General features: G+C 72.5%; 24 protein-coding genes and 1 pseudogene. 14 read left to right on the forward strand and 11 right to left on the reverse strand.

Features of this window, described 5'->3' with window-relative positions; translation table 11 throughout:
• Positions 1-8: 8 nt before the first annotated feature.
• Complete coding sequence (locus tag ACVV2G_RS01590; RefSeq protein ID WP_453840706.1) at positions 9-365, forward strand: 5-carboxymethyl-2-hydroxymuconate Delta-isomerase; 357 nt, start codon at positions 9-11, stop codon at positions 363-365.
• A gap of 4 nt (positions 366-369) precedes the next feature.
• Here the strand turns inward: ACVV2G_RS01590 and ACVV2G_RS01595 are convergent, their stop codons facing one another.
• From ACVV2G_RS01595 to ACVV2G_RS01605, 3 genes are all read right to left on the reverse strand, one after another.
• Positions 370-1,035: a TetR/AcrR family transcriptional regulator gene (locus tag ACVV2G_RS01595; protein ID WP_453840977.1), complete on the reverse strand. Its 666-nt coding sequence runs from the start codon at positions 1,033-1,035 to the stop codon at positions 370-372.
• Between the two features lie 163 nt (positions 1,036-1,198).
• The gene (locus tag ACVV2G_RS01600) at positions 1,199-3,130 is read right to left on the reverse strand and encodes a hypothetical protein (protein WP_453840707.1); all 1,932 of its coding nucleotides are present in this window, start codon (positions 3,128-3,130) and stop codon (positions 1,199-1,201) included.
• A 49-nt stretch (positions 3,131-3,179) separates the two neighbouring features.
• Positions 3,180-3,689 carry a tetratricopeptide repeat protein gene (locus ACVV2G_RS01605; protein ID WP_453840708.1) on the reverse strand — a complete coding sequence of 170 codons (510 nt, stop codon included), beginning with the start codon at positions 3,687-3,689 and terminating at the stop codon, positions 3,180-3,182.
• A gap of 153 nt (positions 3,690-3,842) precedes the next feature.
• Here ACVV2G_RS01605 and ACVV2G_RS01610 point away from each other — a divergent pair, with 153 nt between their 5' ends.
• The gene (locus ACVV2G_RS01610) at positions 3,843-4,274 is read left to right on the forward strand and encodes a hypothetical protein (protein ID WP_453840709.1); all 432 of its coding nucleotides are present in this window, start codon (positions 3,843-3,845) and stop codon (positions 4,272-4,274) included.
• A gap of 71 nt (positions 4,275-4,345) precedes the next feature.
• On the opposite strand, the gene ACVV2G_RS01615 is transcribed toward ACVV2G_RS01610, so the two are convergent.
• The 5 genes and pseudogenes from ACVV2G_RS01615 to ACVV2G_RS01635 form a co-directional block, all read right to left on the reverse strand.
• On the reverse strand, positions 4,346-5,863 hold the full coding sequence (locus ACVV2G_RS01615; RefSeq protein ID WP_453840710.1) for a DUF1996 domain-containing protein: 1,518 nt from the start codon (positions 5,861-5,863) through the stop codon (positions 4,346-4,348).
• A gap of 132 nt (positions 5,864-5,995) precedes the next feature.
• Positions 5,996-6,247: pseudogene (locus ACVV2G_RS01620) on the reverse strand (DNA-binding response regulator); the annotation flags it as partial.
• A 46-nt stretch (positions 6,248-6,293) separates the two neighbouring features.
• Positions 6,294-7,334: a glutamine synthetase gene (glnII, locus tag ACVV2G_RS01625; protein WP_453840711.1), complete on the reverse strand. Its 1,041-nt coding sequence runs from the start codon at positions 7,332-7,334 to the stop codon at positions 6,294-6,296.
• A gap of 391 nt (positions 7,335-7,725) precedes the next feature.
• Positions 7,726-8,457: a hypothetical protein gene (locus ACVV2G_RS01630; protein WP_453840712.1), complete on the reverse strand. Its 732-nt coding sequence runs from the start codon at positions 8,455-8,457 to the stop codon at positions 7,726-7,728.
• A gap of 250 nt (positions 8,458-8,707) precedes the next feature.
• Positions 8,708-9,067: an arsenate reductase family protein gene (locus ACVV2G_RS01635; protein WP_453840713.1), complete on the reverse strand. Its 360-nt coding sequence runs from the start codon at positions 9,065-9,067 to the stop codon at positions 8,708-8,710.
• Between the two features lie 174 nt (positions 9,068-9,241).
• On the opposite strand from ACVV2G_RS01635, the gene ACVV2G_RS01640 reads away from it, so the two are divergent.
• Positions 9,242-9,556, forward strand: coding sequence for a hypothetical protein (locus tag ACVV2G_RS01640; RefSeq protein WP_453840714.1), 315 nt, complete (start codon positions 9,242-9,244; stop codon positions 9,554-9,556).
• Positions 9,557-9,632: 76 nt separating this feature from the next.
• Here the strand turns inward: ACVV2G_RS01640 and ACVV2G_RS01645 are convergent, their stop codons facing one another.
• From ACVV2G_RS01645 to ACVV2G_RS01655, 3 genes are all read right to left on the reverse strand, one after another.
• A complete protein-coding gene (locus ACVV2G_RS01645) occupies positions 9,633-10,817 on the reverse strand; it encodes a winged helix DNA-binding domain-containing protein (RefSeq protein ID WP_453840715.1) in 1,185 nt (394 codons plus the stop codon).
• An 89-nt stretch (positions 10,818-10,906) separates the two neighbouring features.
• Positions 10,907-11,179: an SCO2583/SCO2584 N-terminal domain-containing protein gene (locus ACVV2G_RS01650; protein ID WP_453840716.1), complete on the reverse strand. Its 273-nt coding sequence runs from the start codon at positions 11,177-11,179 to the stop codon at positions 10,907-10,909.
• Positions 11,180-11,649: 470 nt separating this feature from the next.
• A complete protein-coding gene (locus ACVV2G_RS01655) occupies positions 11,650-12,387 on the reverse strand; it encodes a GntR family transcriptional regulator (protein ID WP_453840717.1) in 738 nt (245 codons plus the stop codon).
• Positions 12,388-12,584: 197 nt separating this feature from the next.
• On the opposite strand from ACVV2G_RS01655, the gene ACVV2G_RS01660 reads away from it, so the two are divergent.
• The 11 genes from ACVV2G_RS01660 to ACVV2G_RS01710 all read left to right on the forward strand — a co-directional run bounded on the left by ACVV2G_RS01660 (position 12,585) and on the right by ACVV2G_RS01710 (position 18,512).
• Positions 12,585-12,830 (forward strand): helix-turn-helix domain-containing protein, encoded by a 246-nt coding sequence (locus tag ACVV2G_RS01660; protein WP_453840718.1) that lies wholly within the window; start codon positions 12,585-12,587, stop codon positions 12,828-12,830.
• Positions 12,827-13,237, forward strand: a complete 411-nt coding sequence (locus ACVV2G_RS01665; protein ID WP_453840719.1) for a hypothetical protein — start codon at positions 12,827-12,829, stop codon at positions 13,235-13,237. The genes ACVV2G_RS01660 and ACVV2G_RS01665 overlap by 4 nt, the downstream gene beginning before the upstream one ends.
• A complete protein-coding gene (locus ACVV2G_RS01670) occupies positions 13,237-13,386 on the forward strand; it encodes a hypothetical protein (RefSeq protein WP_453840720.1) in 150 nt (49 codons plus the stop codon). Before ACVV2G_RS01665 ends, ACVV2G_RS01670 begins: the two co-directional genes overlap by 1 nt.
• 5 nt (positions 13,387-13,391) lie before the next feature.
• Positions 13,392-13,706, forward strand: a complete 315-nt coding sequence (locus tag ACVV2G_RS01675) for a hypothetical protein (protein ID WP_453840721.1) — start codon at positions 13,392-13,394, stop codon at positions 13,704-13,706.
• Complete coding sequence (locus ACVV2G_RS01680) at positions 13,703-14,074, forward strand: DUF6907 domain-containing protein (RefSeq protein ID WP_453840722.1); 372 nt, start codon at positions 13,703-13,705, stop codon at positions 14,072-14,074. The genes ACVV2G_RS01675 and ACVV2G_RS01680 overlap by 4 nt, the downstream gene beginning before the upstream one ends.
• Positions 14,071-14,271 (forward strand): hypothetical protein, encoded by a 201-nt coding sequence (locus tag ACVV2G_RS01685; protein ID WP_453840723.1) that lies wholly within the window; start codon positions 14,071-14,073, stop codon positions 14,269-14,271. The genes ACVV2G_RS01680 and ACVV2G_RS01685 overlap by 4 nt, the downstream gene beginning before the upstream one ends.
• Positions 14,268-15,521 carry a hypothetical protein gene (locus ACVV2G_RS01690; protein WP_453840724.1) on the forward strand — a complete coding sequence of 418 codons (1,254 nt, stop codon included), beginning with the start codon at positions 14,268-14,270 and terminating at the stop codon, positions 15,519-15,521. The genes ACVV2G_RS01685 and ACVV2G_RS01690 overlap by 4 nt, the downstream gene beginning before the upstream one ends.
• A complete protein-coding gene (locus ACVV2G_RS01695; RefSeq protein WP_453840725.1) occupies positions 15,518-15,835 on the forward strand; it encodes a hypothetical protein in 318 nt (105 codons plus the stop codon). The genes ACVV2G_RS01690 and ACVV2G_RS01695 overlap by 4 nt, the downstream gene beginning before the upstream one ends.
• 86 nt (positions 15,836-15,921) lie before the next feature.
• Positions 15,922-16,128, forward strand: coding sequence for a hypothetical protein (locus ACVV2G_RS01700; RefSeq protein WP_453840726.1), 207 nt, complete (start codon positions 15,922-15,924; stop codon positions 16,126-16,128).
• A 3-nt stretch (positions 16,129-16,131) separates the two neighbouring features.
• Positions 16,132-16,293 carry a DUF6257 family protein gene (locus tag ACVV2G_RS01705; RefSeq protein WP_453840727.1) on the forward strand — a complete coding sequence of 54 codons (162 nt, stop codon included), beginning with the start codon at positions 16,132-16,134 and terminating at the stop codon, positions 16,291-16,293.
• A 95-nt stretch (positions 16,294-16,388) separates the two neighbouring features.
• On the forward strand, positions 16,389-18,512 hold the full coding sequence (locus ACVV2G_RS01710) for a zonular occludens toxin domain-containing protein (RefSeq protein WP_453840728.1): 2,124 nt from the start codon (positions 16,389-16,391) through the stop codon (positions 18,510-18,512).
• Positions 18,513-18,635: the final 123 nt, after the last annotated feature.

The raw sequence follows: 18,635 nt of genomic DNA on the forward strand, positions 1-18,635 counted from the left end.
GAGGGCCCATGCCGCAGATCACCGTCGACTACTCCGCCCGGCTGGCGGACGACTTCGACCGGCCCGCGTTCGCGCGGGCGCTGCACACCGCCGTGGTCGACATCGCGGCCGCCAAGCCGCCGGCGTGCAAGACGCAGTTCCGCCGCGGCGAGGACACCACGGTCGGCCCCGACACCGAGGGGCACGCCGTGGTCCACGTGACGCTGGGGCTGCTCGCGGGCCGCACCGACGAGACCAAGGCGCGTCTCACCGAGGCCGTCCTGGAGCTGCTGCGGCAGTACGTGAAGCCCGGCGACGGCCTCGCCCTGCACGCCTCCGCCGAGGTCCGCGACCTGGACCCGTCGTACCGCAAGTTCGAGGTCTGAGGCCCTACGGGACGAGGGAGACGAGCCGGCCGGCCAGGTCCCCGAAGGGACCGTCGGCCGGCTCTTCGGCGACGACGCGGCGCAGCAGGGCGCCCATCTCCTCGTCGTAGGCGGCGCTCACCGCGGCCAGCACGGCGAAGCCGTGCACGAGCTGGTTCTCCAGCTCGGCGCGCGGGATGCGGCGCCCGTCCAGCCAGATCAGGGCCGTCGACTCGGCGAGCGAGATCCAGGAGCGGACGACCAGCTCCAGACGCGCGGGCGGGTCGGTGACACCCAGGTGCGAGAGGATCTGGACGTACGCGGCCTGCCGTACGGAGTCCACGAGCGCGTTCGTCGTGGAGGAGCCCACCGCCGGGCCCCCGCGCATCAGGGCCGAGAACCCGGGGCCGTGCTCGTCGACGAAGTCGAAGTAGCGGCCCATCACCCGCAGCAGCCGCGCGCTCAGCGGACCCTCCCGCGGCTCCACGAAACGGGACGCCAGCTCGTCCGAGGCGCGTTGCAACGCGGCCTCGTACAGGCTGAGTTTGCCGGGGAAGTAGTGGTAGACCAGCGGGCGCGAGATGCCCGCGGCCGACGCTATCTCGTCGATGGAGACCTCGTCGGGCGAGCGGCGGCTGAACAGCTCGAGCGCGACCCCGATCAACTGCTGCCGCCGCTCCTCGACGCCCATCCTGCGGCGTACCCGGGTAGTCATACGAACACCTTACCGATCGAATCCGGCCTTCGAACGGGCCGAACCGGGCATCGGTGTGCGCATGGCGGGCACGAGCGCGCTCATCCGGGCACGCGGACGGGCATCGGGCCACCGCGCTCGGAGCCGGGGGACGGCCCGGCTAGCGCAGACCGCCGATCGTCCGCCCGTCGCCCAGGGTGCCCTTCAGCTCGGCCTGCGCGCCCTGTTCGGCCCCGGCCGTCAGCAGGTTGCCGTCGGCGGACCCGCTGATGCCGCCCGTCGCCTCGATCGACTTGGTGTCACGGCCGCCGGCGGCGAGCAGGTACCAGTGCCCGCCCTCCGACTTCCACAGCACTCCGGCCAGCACCTGAGGGTCGCGCTCACCGCACGCCGGCACGTCCTGCGCCTTCGCCGCCACCGCGCCCTGGGCCCCGCCCGGCGTCCGGAACTGGGCCAGCACCCGTGCCCCCTCGCCCCGCCAGGTCTCGGCCCGGGTGCACACCCACGCGGCCGCACCACTCGCGTCGGGCAGCGGCTGCGCCGCGAACTGCCAGGCGTTCACCGACCGCACGCCCTGCCCGCGCACCGAGCCCAGCGAGCAGGCGTACGGCGCCCAGGCCTTCCGCGCCTTCGCGCCGGCGGCGTCCTCGGCCGAGCCGGGGCGCCCGGTGGTCAGCCGGGCCGGGACCAGCTCGCCGAGGTCGGTGGCCAGGCGGGTGTCCGAGCCGTCGGTCAGCTCCAGCGCGTTCCAGGACGTGCAGGCGCCGGACCGCTGCTGCACGGGGCTGGCCAGCGGCGAGGTCACGCCGTCGGTCAGCGCGAGGTCCCGGGCGCCGGAGTCCGGCTCGGTCAGGTCCCGCCCGGCCGCCTTCGTCACCCAGGGGGCCGTCAGGTAGCGGACGTTGCCGTCGGCCCGGCCCAGGACCACCGCGTTCGCCTCGGCCCGGCCCGCGCCGTCGGTGCGCGCGAAGTCCAGGGCGGCACCGGCCGTGCCGTCCCTCGGCTCGGCGTACCGGGCGAGGCGCAGACCGTCGTGGAGGATCACCACGCGCGCGTTGTCGACGGCCCCGGCGTACAGCAGCTGGGGCGGGCCCGCCGGGCCGCCGGTCGGGGTGCCCGGGGTCGCCGACACCCCGACGCTCTCGCCGGGCCGGGCCCAGACGGCCAGGGCGCGGCGCAGCAGTGCCCGGTCACCGGTGAGGTCACCGCGGGCCGGCCACACCGAGAAGTCCGTGCGGGCCGAGGTCTTCCACGCGGCGGGGGCGACCCTCGTCAGCTCGGCGGGGTCGAGCGCCGCCTCGGCCGCCGGGTTCTGCGCGTAGGCCGGGGCGGCGGCGCCGTCCGGCCCCCAGCCGTCGCCGGGCAGGCCCAGCAGCGCCCCGCACACCACGAGGGCCGCCCCGGCGGCCAGGGCCGCCCGCGCGTGCTGCCGGCGGCGCATCAGGTCGGTCGGCCGGGCCTGCAGCGAGCAGGGGTCGAACTCGGGGGAGGCCAGCAGCGCGTACCGGGCGGGCGTCTCGTCGGCCTCCCGCAGCGCGGCGTCGGCGTCGGCGACCCCGGCGGCCGCGAGCAGCTGCCGTACGGCACCGTCGGGGAGGTTCTCCAGGCCGCGCAGCACGTACGCCGCGCGGCCCGGCGCGGTCAGGGCGGACAGCCGCTGGTCCAGGGCGAGTTCGTCGGCGCCGCCGGAGCGCGGGAAGAGCTTGAGCCCCCGCACCCGGGGCAGCAGCGGCGGCAGCTGGGACCGCTTGGGCCAGGCGCGCCGCCTGAGCGGGAGGCCCGCCTCCAGTGCCGTACGGACGACCCGCAGGCGGACCAGGGCGTATCCGGGGTCGGTGGCGCGGCCGGCCGACTGGGCCGGGATCACGGGTGTCGCCGTCCGGTTCCGGGGCAGCGCGCGCTGGGTGAGGGCGTGCGCGGTCAGGACCCGGCGGCTCCGGCCGAGGCCCGGCGGCAGGACCAGGTAGGCGAGCCGGACCAGGCGCGGATAGTGCTCGACGAGCGCGGCCTCGGCCTGCTCGACGTCGACGACCGGGCTGGCCGGGGAGGCGGAGGACGGTGCGGTGGGCGGGGCGACATCCTGTGGCTGCACGTTCAGCAGAACGAGCGAACCGGTGGATGGTCACCGTGCGCAGGCGGCGCTACGCCTCGGGGTCCACCAGCAGCCGTGCGTACCGGGCCATCGAACGCTGGTAGCGCGGCAGATGGGGCGCCAGGGCGCCGAGCGCCAGGGCCAGGCCCTCGCGGTCGCGGCCCATGCTCGACAGGCAGAGCGCGAGCGTGGCCCGCACCGCGTCGTCCAACTCGTCCGAGGGAGCGAGCAGTTCGGGTGACAGCAGCTTGACGCCCTCCTGCGGATGCCCGGTGTTGCGCAGGGAGCTGGAGAGCTGGATCTTCGCCCGGCGGGCCTTGTGGCGGCTGGCCTCGGCCAGCCCGCCCGCCAGCGCCTCGCGGTAGAGGGGCACGGCCCGGTCGGAGTGGCCCGTGGAGTCCCAGGCGCACGCCCGTTCGAACAGGGCGAGGGGGCTGTCCGCGGGCAGCTCGTCGGCGAGGGCGTCGATCACCGCCCGGAAGGCGGGGCCGTCCTCCTCGGCGCAGTCGTCGAAGGCCGCCCAAGCGGCGGTGACGCGGTCTTCCCAGTCCTGGTCCACGGCGCCACTGTCGCACGGAGGCGGGGGCCGGGTCACGTGGGCCGCCGGCCGTCCGCCGGTCGCTGAGTACTTCGCGTCCCGCGTCCGTACCGATGACGAGAGCCCCCGCCGGGGCTCCGTGCGGCATGTCGGCGGAACGGACCGGAGGAACACATGAGGCTGACCCGACCGAGGCTCGCGCTGGCGGGAACGGCGGCGGTACTGGCGCTGGCGGGCTGCGGAGCCGACGGGGACGGCGGGCCCGCCGTCCCCGAGACGGCGACCGGCAGCCTGGAGCACCTGGCTGCCGAGGTGAAGTGCTCCCCGAACATGCAGACCGACGCCGACACCATCCGCCAGGCCCTCTGCGGGAAGGGCGACGAGAAGTACGTCCTCGCCACCTTCGCCACCGACCGCGGGCAGCGCGAGTGGATCAACACGGCGAAGGACTACGGCGGTTACTACCTCGTCGGCCGCAAGTGGGTGGCCGTCGGCCACGAGGACGTCGTGGCGGACCTGCGCGGCCGGCTCGGCGGCACCCTGGAACAGGGGACGCAGCACGGGGGCGGCGGCCACTCGGCGGGGCACGCCGGGCACGGCGGCTGACCCGTACGGGCACGCGGAGGGGGCCGGCGGCGGTTGTCGCCGGCCCCCTCCGCACGCGTCCTCCGGGAGGACTACCGGCAGTTCTTCCCGCGGTTGATGCAGCGGACCACCTTGTTCATCAGGTTCTCGTCCATGACGTTGATGAAGTCGTTGTGATCGGTGATCGGCTTGTGCAGCTGCTCGGGGAAGCCGTCCACGGCGTACGGGTTGCGCACCTGGCCGTTCTCGACGGTCGGGGCGGGGACGTCGTACACCAGGCGGACCTGGAGCTGGGGGATGGCCTGGAAACCGTCCGGGCAGCTGCCGTCCTCCCGGACGAAGGCCACGTGGTCGCGGTGGTTGGCGCTGTCGATGTTCTGGCCGTCCCAGCAGCTCTGGAAGTTGGACGTGCGCACGACCTGACTGCCCTCGGGGCAGAGCACGTACTTGTCGGTGACCTGCCGGTCCTCGAAGCCGGTGCAGCTGAACGAGCTGTTGGCGTTGGCGACGCCGTTGGTGAAGGCCTTGGCGTCACCGGTGATGATCCGCAGGAACTTCGGCATCGCGACGACGTCGCCCTGCCGGCTGCCCACGAACCTGATCTCCGCCTCACTGGCCTTGAGGATCTTGCCGACGTTGCCCTCGGCGCCGCCGCCCAGGTCACCCGCGTCGAACTCCTGGGTGCCGTCCTGGAGCCGCAGGACCGGCCAGTAGTAGGTGGACCTGTCGCCCCGGTTCCGGCACGAGGTGTCCGCGCCGGCGAGGTCCTCGTCGCTGGAGAACGCGTTGTTGTCCTGGTTGCCGACGTAGTCGTGCGTGTGGTGGGCGCCGTTGTCGACGCCCGGGGCCACGATCAGGTTGTCGCTGTTGAACAGGTCGTTCTCGTTGACGCCGCATTGCGCGGTGAAGGAGCCCGTGGACCCGCCGTCGCCGTCGGCGGCCAGGCCGTTCTCGCTGCCTCGGGCGTTCGGCTCGACGTCGTTGATGTCGACGAAGTCGTCCGCGAACGGACCCGCGGCGCCGTTGCCGTTGTCGTCCTGGTTCTGGCCGTCGCCTTCCTGGCCGTCGCCGTTCTGACCGCCGCCGTTCTGGCCGTCGTCCTGACCGCCGTCGCCCTGTCCGCCGCCGTTCTGCGGCTGCTCCGCGGGCTTCCCCTGGCACCCGGCCAGTTCGTCCAGGTTGTCGTCGGCCCGGCCGCCGGCCCGGTTGATCTCCAGCTGGATCCGGTCGATGATCGCCTGCCGCCGGTCCTTCAGCGGGCCGAGAATGGTGTTCTGCACGAACCGCGAGTCACCCTCCTGAGCGCGGCGCGTGGTGGCGAGGCGCTGGTAGGCCTCGGTGATCTGGCTGTCCAGCGTGGCCAGTTCGCCGTCGACCTCCCCGCGCGCCCGGTCCGGCACGCCGGAGATCCGCTGGCCCACGTCGGGACAGTCGATCGTCGCGACCTGCGCGCCGGCGGACCTCGTCCGGTGGTGGCCCGGGCTCTCCTCGTGCGCCGAGGCGTAGAAGTTGGCCCAGACCAGCCCGCCCCCGCCGACCGCCAGGGCCGCCGCCCCGGCGACGATCTTGGTGGCCAGCGGCGAACGGCGTTTTCTTGTGTTGCGTCCCATGGAACTCCTCTGACTTCCTTGCGGGGCATCGAGGGCGCCCGACAGGAGTGAAGCGGCTCCTCTCCATACGGAGCCCGTCCCGGGGATGTTCAGCCGTCCCGGTGATTGCCGGGTTCTGCGGGGCGGGCGGGGTCAGCGCCCGCGGTCCGGGTAGGCCAGAACCGCCGGCACACGGCGGTTGTCGTCGTCCGAGACCTCAAGACCCGGCTTGGCGAAGATGTTCGCCGTGTGTTCGGCGATCGCCCGCTCCGTGACGACGGGCCTGCCGGCGATCGCCGCGTTGGTCCGCCCCTGCGCCAGCACCTCCGGCTCCCGGCGGGTGAGCCGCTCCGGCGGCCGGTCGGCCGCCGCGCGCCGGGTGAGCAGCTGCTGGACGCGAAGGGGCGCCCACCGTCGCGGTGGGCGCCCCTGGGAGCGGGTCGGGGCCGGGTCAGACCTGGCCGGCCTTCTCCAGCGCGGCGCAGCAGGTGTCGACGAGCAGACGGGTCACCACGTACGGGTCGACGTTGGCGTTGGGGCGGCGGTCCTCGATGTAGCCCTTGCCGTCCTTCTCGACCTGCCACGGGATGCGGACCGAGGCGCCGCGGTCGGAGACGCCGTAGGAGTACTCGTTCCACGGGGCGGTCTCGTGCAGGCCGGTCAGGCGGTCGTCGATGCCGGCGCCGTAGTTCTTGACGTGGTCCAGCGGCTTGGAGCCCTCACCGAGCGACTCGCACGCGGTGATGATCGCGGCATACCCCTCGGGTCCTTCGCGCATCGCCTTGGTGGAGAAGTTGGTGTGCGCGCCCGCGCCGTTCCAGTCGCCCTTGACCGGCTTGGGGTCGAGGGTGGCGGAGACGCCGAAGTCCTCGGCGGTGCGGTAGAGCAGCCAACGGGCCACCCACAGCTGGTCGGACACCTCCAGCGGCGCCAGCGGGCCGACCTGGAACTCCCACTGGCCGGGCATGACCTCGGCGTTGATGCCCGAGATGCCGAGACCGGCCTTCAGGCAGTTCTCCAGGTGCGCCTCGACGACGTCGCGGCCGAAGATCTCGTCCGAGCCGACACCGCAGTAGTAGCCGCCCTGCGCGGCCGGGAAGCCGCCCTCGGGGAAGCCGAGCGGGCGGGCGCCCTGGAAGAAGGTGTACTCCTGCTCGATGCCGAAGACCGGCTCCTGCGCGGCGAACCGCTCGGTCAGCTCGGCCAGCGCAGCGCGGGTGTTGCTCGGGTGCGGGGCCATGTCCGTGTCGAGGACCTCGCACAGCACCAGGATGTCGTCGCCGCCGCGGATCGGGTCGGGGCAGGAGAAGACCGGCCTGAGTACGCAGTCCGAGGAACTGCCCTCGGCCTGGTTGGTCGAGGAGCCGTCGAAGCCCCAGACCGGCAGGGCCGCCGGGCCCGCGGGAGCGTCCGTGATGATCTTCGTCTTGGAACGGAGCTTGGCCGTCGGCTCGGTGCCGTCGATCCAGATGTACTCGGCCTTGAAGGTCACGGGGACACATCCTTCGGGGTGGGTCTGGGCGCACTGCGGGTGCTGCGCGCGCCGGCGGGCCGGGGCGTCGCGTCTACTGCCGTGCAGCGTGCCAACAGGCGATTTCCCGTCCGTTGCCCGTATGTGAACCCCGTGTTACCTGGGGTCGGTGTGGCGCGGCTCTCGGGGCTTCCGCCCGTCCTCGGTTTCCGCCCGTCCTCGGCTTCCGTCCGTCCTCGGTTTCCGTCGTCCTCGGCTTCCGCCCGTGCGTCGGCCGGCGACCGTCACCCCCGTACGGTCGCCGGCCTCACCGCCCCGTCCCGCGCTGCCGCACGCCGTCCCGTCCGGATCGGACCGCCCGGACGGACCCCCGCGCCCGGGCGGCCTCCTCACCGCGCCGTGCGGCCGGGCCTCACGCCACCTTCTCGATCAGCGCCCGGCGGATCAGGAACTTGCCCTGCTCCCGGACCTGCTCGAAGGCGGCGTCGTTGAGGAGTACGCAGCTGCCCGAGACGGAGGCGACCTCCACCGTCGTCGACCTGGCGTTGTCCAGGTTGGTCACCTTGAGCCTGGTGCCCACCGGGAACCGGTCGCTGGACGCGGCGGGTGCGCCGCCCTCACCGGAGAGGGTGACGGTGGAGCCTTCGCACACCTGCTCGCCGGCCTGCGCGGCACCTCCCGGCCGGCCCCCGTCCTGCTGTCCGGCTTCCTGCCCTGCCTCTTGCCCGGTCTCCTGCCCCGCCTCTTCCCCGGTGTCCTGTCCGGCCTGCTGCCCGGTCTCCTGGCCGCCCTGCGGGGGTTGCGCGGCCTGGGAGTTTTGAGCCGACTCCCCGACCGCGCAGCCCGACGCCGCCTGCTTGCGCTCGATCTCCGCGACGACCGCCTCGCGGTTGGCGATCCTGGCCTCCGACTGCGCGTCGGGAGCGGCCCGCTGGCCCTCGATGAACCGCTGGTTGTTGCCGAGCGCGGTGGCCAGGCCCCGGCAGACGGTGGAGTCCTGGGCGGCCTTCGTCCGCGCCTGTGGGGCGGTCTGCGTCGCGTTCGAGGCGTTCGCCATCACGAACGCCCCGCCTGCGGCCACCGTCGCCGCGCTGACCAGCAGTGCGATCTTCTTCTTCGTACCGGGACTTCTCCTGCGCGACATGCGCGCCTCCTGACGGCTGGGGGAGCGTACGCCACTGGGTACGAGCTGCCGGACGAAGTTGCTCAGCGGCCGGGCCGACGGAGGGCGCGTCCCCCGCCGGCCGACGCGACCCGGTCCGTGGTGCCCCGCTGCCCGGGCCGGCCGTGCTGTTCGTACGGCCGCCCGTGCCGCGGGCCGTGAGCACCGTGGCCATGGCGGCGCAGGGCGACAGCGCGGAGCCCCCGGGTCCCGGCGCCCGGCGGACCACCGCCTAACGGGACAGGGCGTCCCGTACCGCCTCGTCGGTGCGGCCCACGACGGCCGTTCCGTCGTCCGCCGTGATGATCGGGCGCTGGATCAGCTTCGGATGCTCGGCCAGCGCCGTGACCCAGCGCTCGCGTGACGTCTCGTCACGGGGCCAGTCCTTCAGACCCAGTTCCCTCGCGGCCGCCTCCTGGGTGCGGGTGATGTCCCACGGTTCCAGGCCCAGCCGGTTGAGCACCTCGTGGATCTCGTCCTCGCTCGGCACGTCCTCCAGGTAGCGGCGGACGGTGTACTCGGCCCCCTCGGCGTCGAGCAGGCCGATCGCGCTGCGGCACTTCGAACAGGCCGGGTTGATCCAGATCTCCATGCCGCACACGGTAGCCCTAGGGGTGTGGAAACCCGTTCGCCCCGTGCGTCACGGTGACCTCGAAAGCCCTTGTGGCCAGGGGCTTTTGTCAGTGGTGGGCGGTAAAATAGAAGCAGTGTTCGAGGGTGTCGCCGGGAGGTCCGGAGGCGCGCCGACCGCGACAGGAGGATGCCCGTGCCCGCTGCCGCACTGAAGCAGAAGCCGTTGCCCACCCAGTCCACCGCCAAGCGGCCCGTCCTGCTCGATATGCCGTACGAACCCGTGGAGAAGCGTCCGCTGCCGGCGGGCCGCCCCCGCGAGTGGTACGTCTCGCACAACCGCCGGCTCAAGGCGATGCGGCTCGCCATCGCCCTGCTCGACTCCGGCGTCTACCTGCCGAACCAGGCGCGCAACGAGAGGATACGGAGGGCCGCCGAGACCATCGGCGTCCACCCGCCGTCGGACACGACGTGCCACATGGTGCGGGCGCTGATGCGGTACTCGCGGTGAGCACGGCGCCGGGCGCCCGCACGTGGTCCAGGGTGCCCGGCGTCGCCGCCGTCGGGGCTGCCGTTCCGCAGGCGCCCTACGCCGACAGGTCACGCTCCAAGGACGTCCGGAACCGCGGAGTCACCCGTGTCGTCCCCACCCAGGACGCCAGCCGCTCCGCCTCCGCGGCGATCGCGGTCTCCGCCTCGCGGCCGAGCCCCTCGCCGGCCGGCACCCGCCAGACGATCTCGCCGTCGGCCCGCTGGGCCCAGCCGCCGATCACCCGGCCGTTCCACCACACCGTCGGCCCCACGTTGCCGCTGCGGTCGAAGAGCATCGGCCGCAGCTCGGGGGCGAGGTACCAGTCCCGGTGCCGCCAGCCCATCGCCGTCGGGTCCAGGGCGGGCAGCAGCGCCGCCCACGGTTCGGCGGGCCCGGCGGCCGGACCGGCGTCGCCGGCGGTCACGTACCCCGTGCCCTCGTCCAGGGACACCGCCTCCGCGCCGATCGCGGCCAGCGCCCGGCGCACCTCCGTCACCCGCCACCCCGTCCACCACTTCAGGTCGTCCTCGGTGGCCGGCCCGCACGCCGCCAGCCACCGCCGCAGCAGCTCCGCCTGCGCCTCGCCCGGGTCCAGCCCGGGATGCTCGGGCGCCGGCGCCCAGCGGAACTGGCCGGACGTCCACGAGCCCAGCGGCCGGCCCCGGACGACCTTGCCCTCCACGCCCAGCACCTTGAGCAGCCGGGTGGAGACGGTGTGCACACCCTCGTAACTCTTCCCGGCCGCGTACACGAACTGCTCCTTCAGGCGCGGCTCGTCCCGGGCCAGCTCGGCCGCCGTGGCCTGGCCGCGCCGGGCCAGCGCGGCCAGCGCCGACTCCTCGACCTCCGTCAGCCAGGCAGCGTCCGGCGCCCCGGCCTCCGCCATGTTCTTGAGCAGCGCGGCCCGCTCCCTGGCGGCGACGGCGAGACCGGTCGAGGCGTGCACGACCGCCGTCAGCTCCGTCGGGAACACGAACACGGTGTGCCGCATGCCGTGCATCCGGACCAGCGTCCCGTCCTCGTACAGCGCCCGCGCCGTACCGCCCACGGTCTTCGCCGCGTCCGCGAGCCGCGCGCCCACGGCCAGGTACACCGTCGCGGGGTCCGTACCGTGCAGCGCGACCAGCGAACCGGCGACCTCCTCGGGGCTCCCCGCCCGCGACGGGCCCGCCAGCCGCTGTCGCAGCCCGAGCCGGTCCCGCCGCTCCGCCGTCCCGATGTGCCGCCGTCCGTCACCCATACCGGCCTCCGCCCGCCCGTCGCGTCCTCGGTACGGCCATCCTGCCCGACGGCACTGACAGCGCCGGGCCGTCCGGCCCGGTGAGCGCTCTAGTGGGGCGCCCGGAAGTCGGCGTACCCGAGCAGGACGATCACCGCGGCCACGCAGCCCAGCACCAGGGCGGTGGACACCCACGACGACCGGCGCCCGGAGCGGCCCACGTGCTCGGGGTCGGCGCGGAAGGGGACCGGTCCGGGCGGGTTCTCCTTCCAGCGCGCGGCGAGCATCCGGGCGCGTGCGGAGGGCTCCTTGTGCTCGGCCCCGTCCGCCCACCTGATGTCGAACTCGCGTTCCTCGTCGCCTCGGTCGTCTCGATCGGACATGTTCGGTCCCTCTCCCCGTCCCTGACTCGAACAGTCGTGTCAGTACCCATGATCCTGGGCCGGGTCCCCCCTGTGAAGCTTTTCGGCCAACGAGCCAGTGAACCGACGGGCCGCAGCGAACCGACGAGCGGACGAACCGACGACAGCGCCCCCGCCCCCTGACAAGCAGGAGACGGGGGCGCCGGACGACCCGGGCCGACCCGGGAGTCGGTCACACGTCGAAGTACATCTCGAACTTAGATGGCCGATCCGCCACCTGTGGTTCACCCCGCATAGGGCGTTGACCTGCGTGTTTGACCGTTTGGACACGTTGGGAAACGCTAAGAATGTTGGAATGTTCTGCGGACTGATTGCGGACCGCCAGCGTCACTCACGGTCGCACCGCATACGAGGGCCCCCTCGCCTGACTCCACCAGGCGAGGGGGCCCTCTTTGCGTTCCGCCCAACTCCACTGGGCAGACCGCCCCCAGTCAGTCGAGGTCGTACTCGGAGGACAGCTCACGGCCGGCGCCGAGGTAGTCGACGGCGTACTCGGTCGGCTCGCCGTTCTGGTCCCAGTAGTGATTGATCACCACCACGGTCGGTGTGCCCGCCTCGACTTCCAGGGGACCGGCGACGTCCTCGGGGACCTCGCGGAGCGCCACCGTGTCCCGGCGCCGAGCTACCCGCCGCCCGGTGCGATCCTCGATCAGGCCGAACGTCATCTTGGGGAGCGGTGCGGCCTCGAGGAACTCTGGCGCCTGGTCGGCGATCGAGCCGGACACCCACGTCGTGGACACCGTGACGACGCCCACGCTGTCGAGGTACCGACGGCGTCGCCGTGCGACCTCGGCCCCGGCCTCCAGGCCGAGGGCGTCAGCGACTTCCTGGGATGCCGCTTCCCGCACGGCGTCGAGGATCTCGACGCGCTCGCTGTCGCCGAGGGTTGCCCCACCGGCCTGCAGCTTGGCGAGACGGTCGGCACCCGCGGTGAGCTTCTTCGGCTTGGTGACGATGGTTCCCACGCCAGGCGTGGCGGTGGCGTAGCCCTCTGCTCGCAGCACGCCGGGAACTCGCGCGGCCGTGGCCCGGCTGACGCCTTCGGTCTCCATGATCTGACTGACGGAGGGGACGCGGTCGCCGGGCTGGAGTTCGCCGCTCTCGATGCGCTCGATGATCTGCGCCGCAATCCGCTGGTAGGGCGGCAGTCCCGAGAGATCACGAACCATGAAAACTCCTAACTTCTAGAATGTTCTGCAATGCCTGTTGACTCTGTGCAGCCTTCTAGAACATCCTAGGCGTGTACCCAATCGGCACGTCAGATGCCGATCGGGACAAGTCAGTCATGCCAAAGCCCTGACGGGGTGATCTCGGTGTTCCCGCACCGAGCCCGCCAGGGCCTCGCATCCAAGAGTCGAGGTCTCAGATGCACGCTGAGCTTATCCCGCCTGCCCAGACGCAGGCGCCCACTCCGGAACCGCTCCGAGTCAAGGACATCGCCGCCGCTTTGCGCGTCGAGCCGGGCACGGTCTACGCCGAGATCAAGGCGGGCCGTCTGGAGTCGTACCGCGTCGGTCAGGGCCGCGGCACCATCCGCGTCTCCCGGGCCGCGTTCGCGCAGTACCTCACCGACCGCGGCATCCCCGCCGCAGAGCTGGCGGTGACGCTGTGACGACGAGCGCCGTCGAACGCCACGTTGCCGCTCTCGCCGGCGTCCCGCTGCAGCCCACGGCCGCCGACAAGTCGCGTGCCGTCAAGCCGTCCGTCGACCACCTGATGGACACCCCTCTGCCCGTGCTCATCAACGAGCTGGGCGTCACCCTGCTGGACGTCGGGATCGAGGACGCCGGCTTTTTCGGCGCCGTCGTCCAGCGGAAGACCGGGGAGCTGCTGCTGACGCTCCCCGCGGGCCGCTCCGAGCTGGAGCACGACACGATGGCCCGCTACCTCCTCGCCCAAGTGCTCGGTGTGGACGTGCCGCCGATGCCCGCCCCCATCGTCACGACCGAGATGGCCGGCGGCGACCCCGACCCGGACATGGACGAGGCGCTGCGCCGGGTCCGTGGGGAGGCCGTCTGATGCCGCGCCGTAACCACAACGTGAACCGCTCCCGCTACCCGCAGGTCGAGTCGGTGGACCTGTCGCGTGTCGAGGAGACGCCGGCTCCGCGTCCGCTGCCCATGAAGGCGTCCTCGCGCCGCCGCGCGATGCGCGTCCGCGGGTGGTGACCGGGATGAACGACGACGTTCGCGACCTCCTCGCCGCAGTCCTGGAGGCCATCGATCTGCCGCACGCGGCGACGACCGGCGGAAGCGAGGTGCACGACCGGCTGCTGTCGGCCCGTGTCGTGCACGCCCGTGTCGCCCTGCGGAACCTGCTGGACGACGGTCCCGACCTCGGGCCCTCTTGGACCGCGAAGTATCTGCGTGAGCGGCTCGCCGAGCACCCGGTCGCCGGTTACGTGACGGTCGACCAGGCGCAGGCCGCGCTCGACGCCGGCAAGACGTGGTCCGAGGCCGTCACCCTCCCCACGGGGGAGGACCGGTGAGCGAGCCGCGAACGGTCGTCCTGGAGACGACCACTCACGGGCCCGTGGAGTTCACCTGCCCGGCGTGGTGCATCGGCCACGCCTGGCAGGTGGGCGCCGGCATCGGGCGGAACGACGTCACCCACAACTCCGTGCGCGTGAAGGCGTCCTCTGACACCTACAGCCACGGCTACGCGACGGTCCTGCGGGTGTGGATGTCGTGGGCGCCGTTCGTGGAGCTGGTGCCGCGGGTTGCCGTCGAGGTCGACATGCAGGGCGACTTCGAGGCCGAGGAGATCACGCATCTGGCGGGCGTGCTGCGTACCGCCGCCACCCGTATGGAGCAGGTCGCCGCCCAGGCAATCCAGACCCGGGGGGACGTCGTATGAACGCGAAGTGGCCCGTTCGCCGGCCGACCGAGCATGCCGCCCTGCGCGCGGTGTGCCGGTCGGCCCGGCCGACCCCGTCTGTTCCCGCCTTGATGGCCGCGCTGCTCGACGCGAACGAGCGCCGCGACCGTGAGGGCATCTGCCTGGCCGCGCACCGCGTCGTGCGCGCCGCTGCCCCCTCGGAGGTGGGCGAATGAACACCCTGACCACGTGGGCACAGACCCACCCATGGGCGGCCGGCGCTGCTGGCGTCGCCGCCCTGGCGGTGGCCGCGATCCTGTTGCGGCCGCTGCGCCGTACTCCGGCCGCCGTGGCGGTCGCCGCCATCGCCGCCGCCGCGTGCACCGCGTACAGCGCGGACACGTCGTGGCGCTTCGCCGAGCACGAGCTCGGCATGGTGTCGACCGTCGAACGCGCGGCGATGTTCGCCGCCGCCGAGCTGGCGTTGCTGGCAACTGCCCTGATGGCCCGGCAGAACCTGCGCGCCCAGGGCGCCCCAGGTACACCCGGTGTACTCGTCTGGCTGATCACCGGAGTACAGGTGATCCCGGCGTACTCCGAGTCCGGGTTCGTCGGCGGCACCGTGCGCGCCGTGGTCGGCCCCGTACTCGCCGCGGTGCTCTGGCACCTGGCGATGGGGATCGAGCTGCGGCACGCCAAGCCGGACGCCGAGTCGGCATCGCTGCCCGCTGTACTCGCCCGTGAGGTACGCGAGCGGCTGCTGTCCCGGCTCGGCCTGGCGGTGCGGGACCGGTCGGCAGAGCAGATCTCCCGCGACCGCGCCATGGTCAAGGCCGTGGCCCTGGCCGCGAAACTGTCCGAGATGAAGCCCGGTGCCCGGGGCCGTGCCCGTGTAGCGCGGCGCCTGTCCGTGGCCGTGGGCAAGGCGCAGGCCGGCGCCGACGAGGAGCAGCGGCAGAAGCTGCTTGATCTGCTGGCGGCCCGCCGCCACGCTGCCTCCCTCGCCACGATCGACCTGCCGTCGCCGTGGCAGGGCGACCCCGAGCCGGTCGTCGAGTACACGGAGCCGGTCAAGGTCGAGGCGTACCCGGAGCCGACGAACGCTGTACCCGAGGGGGCACGGCTGCTGCCGATCGTGACCCGGCCGGAAGTCGATCAGGAAGACGTGGATGTTATACACGTCAGCCCGGTGGCCGCCGCGGAACAGCCGCGTACCCGCACCGAGGTACACGCCGAGTACGTACCCGAGCCCGTACCTGACGCGCCGGAGGGCAACCCGGCGCAGGCCGACCCGCTCACGGAAATGGGTCTCGGCTGGGCTGCCGAGCAGTTCAAGGCCGAGCTGCTGGCCGGTGACATGCCGTCCATCCGCGCCATCAAGGACCGACTGCACGTCGGCCAGAACCGGGCCAAGGAGATTCAGGACGGCTTCAAGAAGGCTCAGGCCGCGTGGGCGCTTGCCGGACCGGGCGGGGGCGAGTCGTGAGCGACGCCCTGGAGAAGGCGGAGGCCGCCGCCCGCGAGGCCGCCGCGAACACGGACGTTGCCCGGATCGCCCTCGCCGCGCTGGAGCTGGCCAAGACCACGCAGCAGTCGGCCTCGCAGCACCACCAGTGCGAGCACCAGCACAAGGCCCGCCGCTCGGCCGGCGAGTGGATCGGCATCGCCTGCGCCGTCTGCGTCGGCGGCGTCGGCATCGCCTTCGCGTCCCTCGCCCTGGCCATCCTCGGCGGCACCGCCGCCATCGTCGTCCTGGTCCTCCGCTCCATGTGGACCGACTACCAGCGCAAGGGCCGCTGACCTGCCCTTCCGTCCCACTTACTTCCCGCGAGGAAGTAAGTCGGGCGGTGGGGCCGGACAGCCCGGCCCGCCCGAGGAGGAACCCCATGGACCGCACCGAGCAGCTGGAGCAGGCGCGCGTCGCCATCGCCGAGGCTCGCAATCTCGCCCACGAAGCCAAGCGCGAAGCCCTCAGCGGCAGCAGCAGGGCGAACGGACTCGCCGCCACGGCCGCCGCCTGGTCCGACATCGCACGCACCCACACCCGCATCGCGGCCGCCCTGCTCGACACCGACCAGACCACGGAGGTCTGACCCATGGCCGACGACGTCAAGTTCGGCGACTTCACCCGCGGCGAGCAGGCCGCCATCGCCGGCCTGGTGGCCCGCATGGCCATGCCCCGCGCCGACATCAAGAAGCTGCAGCGCCGTGTCGAGCGCATCGAGCGCCAGGCCGCCAGCCGCAAGAACGGCAAGTAGCTACACCCCGGGGCGGCCGTCTGCTGCCAGGCGAAACCGGCCGCCCCGGGCCCGGTCCGAAACGAAAAGCGAAACGGAAACCAGGAGAGGCCAGCATGACGGACACAGCACCCGAGAAGGTGAACGGGCACGTCAAGCCGCAGGTGTCGCTGCTGAAGTTCGCGCCCGAACAGCAGCCGGCCCCGAACGTCGAGGAGACCAGCAAGCCGCGGCGCCGGGTCCGTATCGACCACCTGCGCCGGGTCGTCGTCGAGGTCCGCACCAACAGCGGCTACCGGGCCGCCGTCCGGCACGGCGCCTACACCCTCGGCGGGGCCCGCATCCTCACCCGCCGCGCCTGGGACTCGAGGACGACCGCCCGCCACGACCGCATGATGCGCATCGCCGAAGCCTCCGGGAACGAGGAGCTGGTGCGCGAGTGGGAGCAGCGCGCCCAGGCGTACCGGGCCGCCCGCCAGAAGCGGCGCATCGAGATGCTGCAGATGATGGTGAACGCCCCGAAGGCCATCGCGATGGGCGTCGTCGGCGGCGCCGGCATCCTGCTCATCCTCGGCATGCTCCTCGCGTGGGCCCGCCGTGACGTCGCAGACGTCCTCACCCCGCTCAACACGGTCGTTGACCTGGTCGGATGGGTGGCGTTCCTGGCGTCCGTGATCTGGGAGCCGCTGCTGACCGCGCTGCCGTTCCTGGCCGTGGCCGGCGCCTGGGCCGTCGGACGCAACCAGAAGTCCGCCCCAACGTGGGCCCTGCCCGCCGAAGCCGGCGACCAGGGCGTCATCCCCGACGAGAACGCGATTCTCCGGGCCCTGGGCAAGCTGTCCATCCGGCAGATGAACGCGGCCATCAAGGAAGGGTGGCAGCCCCGTTGGGTGTCGCCCACGACCCGTCTCGGCAACGGCTACCACACGCAGCTCCAGCTGCCGATGGGCGTCACCGTCGAGATGATCAACGTCAAAAAGAAGGTGCTCGCCCACAACCTCCTGCGCAAGCCCGTCGAGACGTGGCCGACCGAGCCGCCGAACATGCCGGGGGTGCTCGACCTGTGGGTGGCCGACCAGGGTTCGCTGAACGGCCCGGTGCCGGACTGGCCGCTGCTGCACGAGGGCACGACCGACTACTTCAAGGGCGTACCGGTCGCGGTGTCCCAGCGCGGTGAACCGATCATCGGCAAGCTGATGGCGGCGAACTGGATCGTCGGCGGCATCATGGGCTCGGGCAAGACGTCCATCGTCGTGTCCCTGCTGCTCGGGGCGATCCTTGACCCGCTGGTCATCGCGGAGGTCTACGTGATGGCCACGAACGTCGACTACGACCCGCTCAAGCCCCGGTTGCGGCACCTGGTCAAGGGCGACGACCCCGAAGACCTGCGGGCCGCCCTCGACGCGCTGCGCGGCCTGTCCAACGAGGTGACCGAGCGGGGCAAGCTGCTCGAGGAACTGGGCGGCGAGTCGACCAAGCTCACCCGCGAACTGGCGCTCAAGGATCAGCGGATGAGGCCCAAGGTCGTGGTGTTCGACGAGTGCCACGAGCTGTTCATGTCCAAGGAGTACGGCAAAGAGGCTGCTGAGCTGGCCATCCGTGTGATGAAGAAGGCGCGGAAGGTGGGCATCACCCTGATCTGGGTCACGGTCTCCCCGACCGCGGACAGCATCCCGCGCGACGTCACCCGCAACACCTCCCACCGGGTGGCGTTCGCGGTGGGCGACCAGGTCGCCAACGACGGGTTGCTCGGCTCGGGCAAGTACAAGGCGGGTATCCGGGCCACGGAGCTGGTGCCTGGCCAGGACGTCGGTACCGCAGTCACCTACGGGTTCACCGCCAAGCCGTTCGAGATCATCCGGTCCCACTACGTCGCCCGGGACCCCGAGCGGGGCATCGACGAGGTGACGCCGGTCGTCGAGCGGGCCATGGCGCTGTACGAGGGCGGGCCGGCCGACGCTCCCGCGTTCGCTCCCGTCGACCACCTGGCCGACATCGCGGCCGTCCTCGGGCACGAGACGAAGATGCTCACGCAGGACGTCCTGCGGGGTCTCCAGGACCGGAACCCGGCCGAGTACGGCAGTTGGACGTTCCGGAACCTGCGGAGCGTCCTGGACGACGCCGGGCACGGCGAGTACAAGACGAACGGCGGCCGGCAGCACGTCAGCCTCGACCGGATCCTCGACGCCATCGCATCCCGCGACGAGGACGATTCCGACGAGGGAGGCCACGAAGAGTAGGGAGTTCTCCCCGCTCACCTCCCCGCACTGCCTCCCTGTACATGACCTGGTGGAACGGCCAGTCAGGGAGGCAAGGGAGGCAGTGCGAGAAGGCGCCCGGCACCCCCGAAAACGGGATGCCAG

It is taken from the genome of Streptomyces sp. JK94 (genome assembly GCF_053613315.1).

Bases quoted from the DNA above. Each gene is read 5' to 3' on its own strand.
- ACVV2G_RS01590 (WP_453840706.1), top strand. From the start codon at position 9: ATGCCGCAGATCACCGTCGACTACTCCGCCCGGCTGGCGGACGACTTC.
- ACVV2G_RS01595 (WP_453840977.1), bottom strand. From the start codon at position 1,035: ATGGGCGTCGAGGAGCGGCGGCAGCAGTTGATCGGGGTCGCGCTCGAG.
- ACVV2G_RS01610 (WP_453840709.1), top strand. From the start codon at position 3,843: ATGAGGCTGACCCGACCGAGGCTCGCGCTGGCGGGAACGGCGGCGGTA.
- ACVV2G_RS01615 (WP_453840710.1), bottom strand. From the start codon at position 5,863: ATGGGACGCAACACAAGAAAACGCCGTTCGCCGCTGGCCACCAAGATC.
- ACVV2G_RS01630 (WP_453840712.1), bottom strand. From the start codon at position 8,457: ATGTCGCGCAGGAGAAGTCCCGGTACGAAGAAGAAGATCGCACTGCTG.
- ACVV2G_RS01635 (WP_453840713.1), bottom strand. From the start codon at position 9,067: ATGGAGATCTGGATCAACCCGGCCTGTTCGAAGTGCCGCAGCGCGATC.
- ACVV2G_RS01645 (WP_453840715.1), bottom strand. From the start codon at position 10,817: ATGGGTGACGGACGGCGGCACATCGGGACGGCGGAGCGGCGGGACCGG.
- ACVV2G_RS01650 (WP_453840716.1), bottom strand. From the start codon at position 11,179: ATGTCCGATCGAGACGACCGAGGCGACGAGGAACGCGAGTTCGACATC.
- ACVV2G_RS01655 (WP_453840717.1), bottom strand. From the start codon at position 12,387: ATGGTTCGTGATCTCTCGGGACTGCCGCCCTACCAGCGGATTGCGGCG.
- ACVV2G_RS01660 (WP_453840718.1), top strand. From the start codon at position 12,585: ATGCACGCTGAGCTTATCCCGCCTGCCCAGACGCAGGCGCCCACTCCG.
- ACVV2G_RS01670 (WP_453840720.1), top strand. From the start codon at position 13,237: ATGCCGCGCCGTAACCACAACGTGAACCGCTCCCGCTACCCGCAGGTC.
- ACVV2G_RS01675 (WP_453840721.1), top strand. From the start codon at position 13,392: ATGAACGACGACGTTCGCGACCTCCTCGCCGCAGTCCTGGAGGCCATC.
- ACVV2G_RS01685 (WP_453840723.1), top strand. From the start codon at position 14,071: ATGAACGCGAAGTGGCCCGTTCGCCGGCCGACCGAGCATGCCGCCCTG.
- ACVV2G_RS01690 (WP_453840724.1), top strand. From the start codon at position 14,268: ATGAACACCCTGACCACGTGGGCACAGACCCACCCATGGGCGGCCGGC.
- ACVV2G_RS01700 (WP_453840726.1), top strand. From the start codon at position 15,922: ATGGACCGCACCGAGCAGCTGGAGCAGGCGCGCGTCGCCATCGCCGAG.
- ACVV2G_RS01705 (WP_453840727.1), top strand. From the start codon at position 16,132: ATGGCCGACGACGTCAAGTTCGGCGACTTCACCCGCGGCGAGCAGGCC.
- ACVV2G_RS01710 (WP_453840728.1), top strand. From the start codon at position 16,389: ATGACGGACACAGCACCCGAGAAGGTGAACGGGCACGTCAAGCCGCAG.